Genomic DNA, 11134 nt, shown 5'->3' with positions numbered 1-11134 from the left:
TCAGGTCCTGGGGTCGAGGGGGGCGGGCGGGGTGGCGGCCGCCCGGATCTTTTCCACCATGCGCAGCAGCGACTTTCCGCCCACCTCTTCGCATTCCGTTCCGGGGTCCACGGAAAGGAGGTGGCGGACGCTGTCCGTCCAGCGCACCGGTTCGACGAGTTGTGCGCTCAGCGTGGAAACGACGGCGCCCTTTTCGTACGGCCGGCCGGTGACGTTGGCGACGACTTCCGGTTTCGGATCGGCGAAGATGAACTTGCGAAGGTATTCCTCGAATTCGGCGCGGGCGGATGCCATGTAACGGGAATGGAAGGGCGCGCTGACCCGGAGCGGGGCGAAGCGGATCTTCCTGCGTTCCAGCGCGGCGTGGACGGCGCCCAGCGGTCCGGCGGGCCCGGCCACGACGATCTGTTCGTCGGTGTTGTACCCCGCCACGTCAATGCCCTCGATGCCGTCCTGCGCAAGGATTTCGTCCAGCCGGGAAGCTGTCGTGCCCAGGACGGCGGTCATTCCGCCGCCGCTCGCCGCGGCCATGAGTTCGCCGCGTTTCTTCACGAGCCGGAGGCCCGTCTCGAAATCGAAGACACCCGCGGCCAGCAGGGCGTTGTATTCGCCGAGACTGTGCCCGAGGTAGCAGTCGGCCGGCCGGTCCTCGCGCCGCGTGCGTTCGAAGGTGTGCAACGCGTTGACGGTGTAGAGGGCGGGCTGGGTGTACCGCGTCTGCGAAAGCAGTCCGTCCGGGTCGTCGCGGCACAGCGCGACGAGATCGTATTCCAGGAGGTCGCAGGCGAACCGGGTGAGACCGGGATACCGCCCGAAGACGTCCGCACCCATACCGCGGAACTGTGCCCCCTGTCCGGGGAAAAGGATCGCTGAGCGCACGGCACCCCTCAGGCGGTCGCGGGCCGGCGGGCGGCCGGGGAGCCGGTGCGGTCCGTGCCGCGGTGCGCCGGGCTGCGCCCGGCGCTGCTGTCGTGGCCTTCTGTGAGCATGTCGTCCCTGTTCGCGAGGTGGTTGCTTCGGTTCGGTGCGACGCGCCCGCCCGGCCCGGCGACGGTCGTCGGCCGGACCGGAAGGCGGCTGCCGCCATCGTGTGCCAGCCCCCTTGCGACCCCTTGGTCCGGCCGCTGACGGACGCTTGCCGGCCACCCCGCCGCGGCTTTCCGCTTCCTTGTCGTTCCGCTTGCCGGACGATTGCCTTGGCTGGTTGCCGATCTTTGAACGTCTCGCCACATATGCCATGATCACTTTCCGGATGGACCCGGTTACGGTCCGGCACGTCCCCTGCACAGCCGCCGGCGTGAGAACGATTGGGACCGACATGTGCACACCCCACACCCCGCCCCCCACACCCCTGCCGGAACTCTCCGGCACCGCCGGGCCCCGGCCGGCCGGCCCCGAGCCCGTACTGCGCGTCCTGGGCCCGATGTCGGCCCGGCTCGGCGGTACCGACCTCCCCCTCGGCCCGCCACGACGGCGGGCCCTGCTCGCCCTGCTCCTCGTCCGCCTCGGCAGAGTCGTCCCCACCGAACTGCTCGTCGAGGAACTCTGGTGCGAGGGGCCCCCGCGGCACCCCGTGCCCACCCTCCAGAGCCACCTCTCCCACCTGCGCCGGGTGCTCGCCCCGGCAGCCGGTCAGGGCACCTCGTCCGTCCTGCGCTACCAGGCGCCCGGATACGTGCTCCAGCTCGTCCCGGACCAGGTCGACGCGTTCCGCTTCGAGCAGATGGTCGCCGACGGGCGGCAGCTCCTGGACCGGCGCGACCCGCGCGGCGCCCGCGACCGGCTCACCGAGGCCCTGGAGCTGTGGCGCGGCGCCCCCTACACGGAGTTCGGCGCCCAGCCGCCGCTCTCCGACGAGACCACCCGCCTGGAACAGGTCCGGCTCACCGCGCTGGAATCCTGCGCGGAGGCCCGGCTCGCACTCGGGGCGGCCGAGGAGGTGGCGGCCGAACTGGGCCTGGAGGTACGCCGCAACCCGGCCCGTGAACGCCTGGTCGGGCATCTGATCACGGCACTGTCCCGCCTGGGACGGCAGGCCGAGGCGCTGGAGGTGTACGAGCGGACGCGCTGCCACCTGGTGGAGGAGTTCGGTGTGGACACCACCGCCGAACTCCAGCGGGTGTACACCGCCATCCTCCGCCAGGAGCTGGACGACAGCGGCCCGGCGGTCCGCCTCGCGGCCGCTCCGGCCGCCGACGGGCCACCCGGTCCGCCCGGTCCTCCTGGCTCCCCCGGCCCGCCGGAAGGCCCGCCGCGGGAGCCGGACTTCCCGTCGGAGCACCCCCCGGCGGACGCGGCCGTGTATCCGCAGGAAGCCGCCGCGCCGGCCCGTGCCGCGCGGGTCCGCAGGTCCGCGCGGAACACGGACCGGGGTGCGGCGGTGCCGGGCCCGGCCAGAGGCGCACGGACGACAGGGCCGCGGCGACTGCGCGGCGTCAGCCGGCTGCCCGCCCGGCCGGCCCCCGCCCCGGACGACTGCCCGGGCTCCGGGTCCGAAGGAGTGGCGGCGCCCTGGCCGTTCACCGGCCGGGACCAGGAGCTGCACCGCCTGACCACGTCATCGGCCGGCGCGACCACCGGACACGGGTACCTGGCCTGCGTACTCGGCGCCGCCGGGGTCGGCAAGACGCGGCTGCTGATGGAGCTGGCCCCGGCGCTGGAGGCCGCCGGGGACGCGCTCGACGTGGTCTGGAGCCACTGCTTCCCCGGTGAGGGCGTACCGCCGTACTGGCTGTGGACCCAGGTGCTGCGCCACCTGTCGGCCACCCGGCCGGACGCCTTCCGCACCGCCACCGCGCCCTTCGACACGCTGCTCGCCCCGGTGATGCCCGAGCGGGCGGCCGCGGCCGGCGGGCAGGGGCACGAGAACGACTGGGCCCAGGCCCGGTTCCTGACCCACGACGCGGTGTGCGAGGTGCTGCTCGCGCTGGCCGCCGAGCGGCCGCTGGTGCTGCTCCTGGAGGACCTGCACTGGGCCGACGCCGCCTCCCTCGACCTGCTGCGGCTGCTCGGCACCCGCCGCCACGGGCACCGGATCAGCATCGTGCTCACCGCCCGGGACTTCGAGGCGGACTCCGACGCCACGATCCGCCGGGTGCTGGCCGACATCCTGCGGGGCCCCAGGACCGAGACGCTGCGGCTCGGCGGGCTGTCCCGCGGTGCCGTCGCGTCCCTGGTGGAGGCGCAGGCCGGGCGCGGGGTCGGCGCGGACGTCGTGGACGCGCTGCACGAGCGCAGCAAGGGCAACCCGTACTTCGTCATGCAGCTGCTGTCACTCCTCGGCGACGCGCGGCGCCTGCACGACGCGGACGCCACCGACGTGCTGCGGGCGCAGGTGCCGACCGGGGTGCGCGAGGCGCTGCGCCAGCGGTTCGCCGCCCTGCCGGAGCCCGCCCTGCGGGTGCTGCGGCTGTGTGCCGTCATCGGCACCGAGATCGACACGGACCTGCTGCACTGCACCGCCGCCGAGGACGAACCGGTGGCGCCCTCCCTGACGGAGGCGATCCGGGCGGGCCTGCTCGGCGAGGACCCGCACCATCCAGGGCGGCTGCACTTCGTGCACGCGCTGGTCCGCGAGACACTCCTGGACGTGCTCGCGCGCGACGAGCGCCACCGGCTGCACGCCCGGGTGGCCGAATCACTGTGCACGCGCGGCGGCGACCAGGTGGGCGACGAGGAGTTCGAGCGCCTGGCCCACCACACCTGGCACGCCCAGGACGCGCTGCCCGCCCGGCAGGCCCTCCCCCGGCTGTTGCGCGCCGCCGAGCAGGCCGAGCAGCACCTGGCGTACGAGAAGGTCGAGACGTGGCTGCGCCGGGCCGTGCATCTCGCGGGCCTGCTGCCCCGTGACGACGCGTCCGCCCGTGCCCTGGAGCAGCGGCTGTACATCCAGCTGGGGCAGTTGCTCGCCATGGTCCGCGGGTACGGCGACGCCGAGGCGGAGGCGGCGCTGAGCCGGGGCCGCGCCCTGGGGGCGGTCACCCGGGCGCCCGAGGACCCGTCGGTGCTGTGGGCACTGTGCTCGGCGTTCCTGGTCACCGGCCGGTACGACGAGTCCCGGCAGTTCTCCCGGCTGCTGCGGGACATCGGCAGCCGTACGCGCCATCCGGTGGCGCTGCTGGGCGCGGCGTACGGCAAGGGCGTCGCGCTGCACGTACGCGGCCGGCTGCCGGAGGCGCTCGCGGAACTGGAGCGGAGCGTCGGGCTGGCGGATCGTTTCGCCCGGGAGGGCCGCACCCTGGCCCGTACGTTCCAGCACGACCCGCGCGTCTCCTGCCGGTCCTACGACGCCTTCACCCACTGGATCCTGGGCGACCGGGACACGGCCCGCGCCCGCCGGAGCCAGCTCCAGGGCCTGACGGCGTACGAAAGCAGGCCCTCCGACCGGTCCTTCGCCCTGTACGTGGACGCGGTCCTCGCCGCCTGGGAAGGCGACGCCGAGACCGCGCGGGCCTCCTCCGCCGAAGGGGCGCGGCTGGCCGAGGAGCACGGGCTGCTGTACTGGACGGCGATGCTGCGCCTGACCGAGGGCTGGTCCCTGACCCATCTGGGCCGCGAGGACGAGGGCCTCGCCCAGATGCAGGCCGGCCTGACCGAACTCCGCCCCTCCCGCTCCCATCTGCGTCTCCCCCTGCACCTCGGCCTGCTCGCCCAGGCCCAGCACCACGCCGGCCGCCGCGACGACGCCACGGCCACCCTCCGCACGATGCTCGCCGTCATCGAACACCGCCGCGAGCACGTCTACCTCCACCACGCCCTGCCCACCACCGCCCTGCTGCACGACCTCCTGGGCCGGCACGTGACCGACGTCGCCCTCTCGGGCTGAGGCCGGGCGCCACGGCCCGGCCGGCCGGCCCGCTCCCCTCGGGACGCGCGGCCGGTCAGCCGGACGCGGTGGCCACGCGCGTCCGCATCCACGGCCCGCCCCACCACATCCGCCAGCCCGCCGAGCGGACACCGAGCCCGCTGACCGGCAGCGTCTCCAGGACGTCGCGGTAGAAGGACACGGAGCCGCCGATGTCGACGATCACCAGGCGCCCTCCGGGCCGCAGGACGCGTACCGCCTCGGTCACCGCCCGGCGCCGCCCCTCGGCGTCCTTGATGTTGTGGATGGCCAGACTGGACAGCACGACGTCGAACTCGCCGTCGCCGAAGGGCAGGTCCCGCAGGTCGCCGGTGCGCAGCTCCACCCGGTCCTGCACGCTCTCGACCCGCGCGTTGCGCGCCGTGGCGCTCGCCGCGTTGCCCGTCTGGTCGACGCCGCGCCACAGGTCCACCCCCACCGCCCGGCCCTGCGGTACGCGACGGGCGCCCGCCAGCAGTACGGCGCCGCGCCCGCACCCGAGGTCCAGGAGCCGCTCGTTCCCGCGCAGCTCCAGTCCGTCCAGCAGGTCCTCCCAGACGGTGAACTTGCCCCGCCGGGTGGCGTGCACGTAGAGCACGAAGGCGGCCGCCATCACGAGCGCGCACAGAAACGGCAGCCAGGCCACCCCGGTCCCGGGCCCCGAGAGCGTGCCGAATCCCGCCAGCGTCGCCCCGACCGCTCCGCAGCCGAGGCCGAACAACGCGTACGGGGCGTCGACGCCGTACACCCCCTGCCGTCGCTTGCGCTGTCCACCGGTCCCGCTCGGCACGATACGGCCCCTCCGAAAAAACACGATCAGTTGCGACGCCATCGTACGAGTCACCCTCGCACCCGGCTTGAGCGGCTTACATCCGAAACGTTCCGCAGCGGCGGACGAGCCCCGCGCGTCCGGCGCCGGCAGCGGACGCCAACCGTCCGTTCCGGGCCAACCAGGCGTACATATCCGCGACTTCAGGACATCTGAGTCCATTGGGGGTTGTGGGGCGGCCGCGGTCGAATGAAACTCATGTGCTCGGGAGTGCTTCGTGAGCCGCCGCCCCCTGAAGCCCGTGCGCCGGCGCACCGAGCGCGCCGGCGACGGCAACGCACCGGCCGCTCCCTGCCGTTGCGCATCGCCGGGCGCATCGCGGCCCGGCAACGGCTGCCCGAGACATCTCCCGGCACCTACCCGAACCCACTCGGACGAGGAGACATCATGCGCGCATCCAGACGCTGGAGGACGACGGTCTGCGGCGTGGTAGCCGTCACCGGTATCGCCCTCGGCACCGGCACGGCCCACGCCGTGCCGATCGGCCAGACCATGAACGGCAAGATGACCTACTACAACGACAAGGGCTACGGCGCCTGCGGCACGCCCATCGACGCCACCGCGCAGGACCTGGTCGCCGTCTCGGCCTCCTACTGGACCACGCCCAACCCGAACAACGACCCGCTGTGTTCCGGTATCAAGGTGCAGGTCAGCTACAACGGCCGGACCATCACCGTGCCGGTCAAGGACAAGTGCCCGTCCTGCGCCCCGACGCACATCGACCTCAGCCAGAAGGCGTTCCGCAAGCTGGTGCCCGCGGGCACCGACATGGTCCCGAACGTCAGCTGGAAGTTCGTCCGCTGAACCGGCCGCGGCCGGCCGTCCTGAAGTGACGGCGGCGGCCGCGGCGGAGCGGGTCCGACGGGCACCGGTGCGCTCTCGCGCCGCCGCGCCTGCCCTCGGGCCCGCTCGCGTTCCGGCGGCACCGCAAATTACTTGCGTTGTTTGCGCTAGCGTTGCGTACATGACGCGACGACTTGCGCTGGTGGCGAAAAAGGTGGGCGTCTCCGAGGCGACCGTCAGCCGGGTGCTGAACGGCAAGCCCGGTGTCTCGGAGGCCACCCGGCAGGCGGTGCTCACCGCGCTGGACGTGCTCGGCTACGAGCGGCCGACCCAACTGCGCGGGGAGCGCGGCAAGCTCATCGGGCTGGTGCTGCCGGAGCTGTCGAACCCGATCTTCCCCGCCTTCGCCGAGGTCGTCGGGGGCGCGCTCGCCCAGCGCGGGCTGACCCCCGTCCTCTGCACCCAGACGCCGGGCGGCATCCAGGAGACGGACTACGTCGACCTCCTGCTCCAGCAGCAGGTCTCCGGCGTGGTGTTCGCGGGCGGGCTGTACGCCCAGGCGGACGCGCCGCACGACCACTACCGGCTGCTGCACGCCAGGAACCTGCCCGTGGTGCTGGTCAACGCGCCGATCCCGGGCCTCGACTTCCCCTGCGTCTCCACCGACGACGCGGTCGCGGTGGAGCAGGCCTGGCGCCACCTCACCTCACTCGGGCACGAACGGATCGGTCTGGCGCTCGGCCCGTCCGACCACGTCCCCTCGCGGCGCAAGCTCGCCGCCGGGCAGGCGGTGGCCCGGGCCGCGGGCGGCGCCGGGCTGCCGCCGGAGCACGTGGTGCGCGGGATGTACTCCATGGAGGGCGGCCACGCGGCGGCCTCCCGCCTGCTGGACGCCGGGGTGACCGGCATCGTCTGCGCCAGCGACATCATCGCGCTGGGCGCGGTGCGGGCCGCGCGACGGCGCGGGCTGCGGGTGCCGCAGGACGTGTCGGTGGTGGGGTACGACGACTCGCCGCTGATGACCGTGACCGAGCCGCCGCTGTCGACGGTCCGGCAGCCGATCGACGCGCTGGGCCGTACCGCGGTGCAACTGCTGACGGCGCAGATCGACGGCCGGGAGGTGGTCCGTGACGAGATCCTGTTCGAACCGGAGCTGGTCGTACGGGGATCGACGGGACCCCGCGCCGCGCGGTAGCCCGGAAGACCGCCGGAACCCGGAAGGCTGCCGCACCCGGGAAGGCCGCCGCACCCCGGACGACCGCCGGAAGCGTCGGCAGCGCGGGCGCCAAGCTGCCCAAAGTGCTGTCAAAAATTTGCAGATTGCGCACGCGATATTGCGCTCTTCTGACCCCGGTGCTTGAGTGAGCGCCAGTGCCCGCCGCCTCGCCCGCCGCCTCGCTCACGCTCAGAGGGGTCCACCGATGTCATCCACGAGAAGACGCGGACGCACGCTCGCCTGCGTCACCGTCGTGTCCCTGACCGCGCTCACCGCCTGCGGCACCAGCAGCACCGACGGCACCGAGGACGCGCCCGGCGGCACGGTGCGGCTCACCGTCAACGGGCAGCCGCCCACGACGCAGGCGTTCGAGCGTGCGCTCTTCGACAAGCACGTGAAGCAGTTCGAGAAGGCCAACCCCGGCATCGACATCGTGCCGCACGAGGGCTTCATGGACCCGAAGACCTTCAACGCCAAGCTGGCGGGCGGCAAGCTCGAGGACGTCTTCTACGTGTACTTCACCGACGCCCGTGGCCTGGTGGCGAAGCGTCAGGCGGCCGACCTCACCGACCACGTCAAGGACATGCCGCACCGCACGGACGTCCAGGACGAGTTGATGAAGGTGTTCCAGGACGAGAAAGGCCGCCAGTACGGCCTGCCGACCGCCAACTACTCGATGGGCCTGCTCTACAACCGCGCGCTGTTCCAGAAGGCCGGGCTCGACCCGGACAAGCCGCCGCGGACCTGGGCGGACGTCCGCGCCGCGGCGCTGCGCATCGCCGCGCTCGGCGACAACACCGCCGGTTACGCCGACTTCTCCAAGAACAACCAGGGCGGCTGGCACTTCACCGCCGAGCTGTACTCCCGGGGCGGCCGGATCGCCACCGAGCAGGACGGCCGCTGGAAGGCCACGTTCAACTCGGCGGCCGGCAAGGCCACCCTCCAGGACCTGCACGACATGCGCTGGAAGGACGACTCGATGGGCAGCAGACAGCTGCTCCAGGCCGAGGACGTCCAGCGGATGATGGGCAGCGGCAAACTCGGGATGTACATCGCCGCCGCCGACAACCTCACCGTCATCGCCAAGCAGTTCGGCGGCAGGTACCAGGACTACGGCCTCGCGCCCGTACCCGAGGGCAGGTCCACCCTGATCGGCGGCGAGGGCTACATGATCAACCCCAAGGCCTCCCCGAAGAAGATCGCGGCCGGGATCAAGTGGCTCCAGTGGAAGTACCTCGACCCGGACCTCGTCGAGCAGAACATCCGGGACAACCTCGACGCGAAGCTGCCCGTCGGACTGCCCATGCCGCCCACCCCCGACATCTGGAAGGGCTCCGTCCGCGACCGGGTGGAGGCGGCCAAGCGCAAGTACGCCAACATCCCCGTCGGCAACTACCAGCCCTTCACGGACGCGGCACCCCGCGTCACCGGCGTACTCGAACCCCCGGAGGCACAGCGGGTCTACGCCGTGCTCGACAACGCGATGCAGGCGGTCCTCACCGACAAGGACGCCGACGTCGACGCGCTGCTCGCCGCCGCGCAGAAGAAGGCCGACCAGATCTACAGCGCGCTCCGATGACCACCGCGCCCCTGCTGAAGAAGCCGTCCTCCCGGTCACCGGCCACCGCGGAGCACGGACGGCGGGCTGCCCGCCTGCGCCGCTCGGTGCGCGAGCACCTGACCGCGTACGGATTCCTGTGCGCCGCCGTGGTGATCTTCGCGCTGTTCTCGTGGTGGCCGATCGTCCGCAACGTGCTGCTGGCCTTCCAGGACGTCAACTTCGCCACCGGCAGCTCCTGGACGGGCCTGACCAACTTCGAGAAGCTCTTCGCCGACCCCCTGCTGGCCACGGCGTGGCGCAACACCGCGGTGTTCACCGCGTACGCGCTGGTGCTGGGCTTCTTCGTGCCGTTCCTGACCGCGGTGCTGCTGAACGAGTTCCGGCACGCCCGGGCGTACTTCCGCGTGCTGGTGCATCTGCCGGTCATGCTGCCGCCGGTGGTCGTGGCGCTGATGTGGAAGTGGTTCTACGACCCGGGCCCGGGACTGCTCAACGAGATCCTGCGCACCCTTCACCTGCCGACCTCCGCCTGGCTCGACTCCTCGTCCACCTCACTGGTCTCCCTGGTGATCGTCTCCACCTGGGCCAACATGGGCACCGCCACCCTGATCTACCTCGCGGCGCTCCAGACCGTCCCGGGCGAGCTGTACGAGGCGGCGGAACTGGACGGCGCCAACCTGTGGCAGCGGCTGCGCCACGTCACGATCCCGCAGACCCGGTTCGTCCTGCTGGTCCTCCTGCTGCTCCAGATCGTCGCGACGATGCAGGTGTTCACCGAGCCGTACGTGATGACCGGCGGCGGGCCCGACGACTCCACGGTCACCGTGATGTTCCTGGTCTACCGCTACGCCTTTGTCTACAACGACTTCGGTGCCGCGAGCGCGCTCAGCCTGATGCTGCTCCTCGTCCTCGCCGCGTTCTCCGCCCTCTACCTGCGCCTGACCCGCACCAAGGAGGGCTGATGGCCGCCTCGACCCGTACGCTCGTCCGCCCCGCCGTCCTGCGCACCCGTAAGGGCAAGCTGGTCTACTGGTCGGTGCTGGCCGTGGCCCTGGCGCTGTTCACCGTCGCGTTCCTGGTGCCGCTGTACTGGGCCGTGACCGGCGCGATGAAGTCACCGGCCGAGCTGGCGCAGAACCCGCCCACCTACGTGCCTGCCGAGTGGCACCCGGAGAACTACGGCCGTGCCTGGCGGGAGATGGACCTGACCCGCTACTTCCTCAACACGGTGCTGCTGGCGGGCGGTGCCTGGCTGCTCCAGCTCGCGGTGCAGGTACCGGCCGCGTACGCGCTGTCCAAACTGCGGACCCGGTTCGGGAACGTGGTCCTGGCGCTGATGCTGGTCACCTTGATGATGCCCGCCACCGCGCTGCTGGTGCCCGTCTACCTCACGGTCGTCGACGTCCCGCTGTTCCACCGCAACCTGCTCGACAGCCCGAGCGCGGTCTGGCTGCCCGCCGCCGCCAACGCCTTCAACATCTACATCCTGAAGAACTTCTTCGACCGGGTGCCGGACGAACTGCTGGACGCCGCCCGGATCGACGGCGCCGGCCCGCTGGGCACCCTGTGGCGGATCGTGCTGCCGCTGTCCCGGCCGATCCTCGCCGTGGTGTCGATCCTGTCGGTCGTCGCCGCGTGGAAGGACTTCCTCTGGCCCCTGCTGGTGCTGCCGGACCCGGCGAAGCAGCCGCTGAGCGTCTTCCTCCAGCGCGTGTCCCAGGACACCCCGCTCAACAGCCTGGTGGCGGGTCTGGTCCTGGCCTCGCTGCCGCTGATCGCGCTGTTCCTGGTCTTCCAGCGGCAGATCGTCGCCGGTCTCGGCGCGGGCAGCCTCAAGGGCTGACCGCACCGCACCGCCCTCCCCCTCCCCCGTACACCTCGCACCGCGCACGAAAGGACTCC

8 protein-coding genes are annotated in these 11134 nt (G+C 72.2%); 6 read left to right on the top strand and 2 right to left on the bottom strand.

Annotation, left to right across the window (positions count from 1 at the left end; all coding sequences use genetic code 11):
• Positions 1-879 (bottom strand): ACP S-malonyltransferase, encoded by an 879-nt coding sequence (locus JXZ78_RS16565; protein WP_030019159.1) that lies wholly within the window; start codon positions 877-879, stop codon positions 1-3.
• A gap of 439 nt (positions 880-1318) precedes the next feature.
• Here JXZ78_RS16565 and JXZ78_RS16560 point away from each other — a divergent pair, with 439 nt between their 5' ends.
• A complete protein-coding gene (locus JXZ78_RS16560) occupies positions 1319-4825 on the top strand; it encodes an ATP-binding protein (RefSeq protein ID WP_030019158.1) in 3507 nt (1168 codons plus the stop codon).
• Between the two features lie 55 nt (positions 4826-4880).
• Here the strand turns inward: JXZ78_RS16560 and JXZ78_RS16555 are convergent, their stop codons facing one another.
• Positions 4881-5633 carry a class I SAM-dependent methyltransferase gene (locus JXZ78_RS16555; RefSeq protein ID WP_030019157.1) on the bottom strand — a complete coding sequence of 251 codons (753 nt, stop codon included), beginning with the start codon at positions 5631-5633 and terminating at the stop codon, positions 4881-4883.
• 426 nt (positions 5634-6059) lie between these two features.
• On the opposite strand from JXZ78_RS16555, the gene JXZ78_RS16550 reads away from it, so the two are divergent.
• The 5 genes from JXZ78_RS16550 to JXZ78_RS16530 all read left to right on the top strand — a co-directional run bounded on the left by JXZ78_RS16550 (position 6060) and on the right by JXZ78_RS16530 (position 11075).
• Positions 6060-6476, top strand: a complete 417-nt coding sequence (locus JXZ78_RS16550; protein ID WP_030019156.1) for a cysteine/serine endopeptidase inhibitor — start codon at positions 6060-6062, stop codon at positions 6474-6476.
• Positions 6477-6636: 160 nt separating this feature from the next.
• A complete protein-coding gene (locus tag JXZ78_RS16545) occupies positions 6637-7650 on the top strand; it encodes a LacI family DNA-binding transcriptional regulator (protein WP_030019155.1) in 1014 nt (337 codons plus the stop codon).
• Positions 7651-7876: 226 nt separating this feature from the next.
• Complete coding sequence (locus tag JXZ78_RS16540) at positions 7877-9250, top strand: ABC transporter substrate-binding protein (protein ID WP_030019154.1); 1374 nt, start codon at positions 7877-7879, stop codon at positions 9248-9250.
• Positions 9247-10194: a carbohydrate ABC transporter permease gene (locus JXZ78_RS16535; RefSeq protein WP_030019153.1), complete on the top strand. Its 948-nt coding sequence runs from the start codon at positions 9247-9249 to the stop codon at positions 10192-10194. The genes JXZ78_RS16540 and JXZ78_RS16535 overlap by 4 nt, the downstream gene beginning before the upstream one ends.
• Positions 10194-11075, top strand: coding sequence for a carbohydrate ABC transporter permease (locus tag JXZ78_RS16530; protein ID WP_030019152.1), 882 nt, complete (start codon positions 10194-10196; stop codon positions 11073-11075). Before JXZ78_RS16535 ends, JXZ78_RS16530 begins: the two co-directional genes overlap by 1 nt.
• Positions 11076-11134: the final 59 nt, after the last annotated feature.

It is taken from the genome of Streptomyces monomycini, assembly GCF_022271435.1.
Taxonomy (GTDB): Bacteria; Actinomycetota; Actinomycetes; order Streptomycetales; family Streptomycetaceae; genus Streptomyces; species Streptomyces monomycini.
This window is presented reverse-complemented; position numbering and strand designations above follow the sequence as displayed.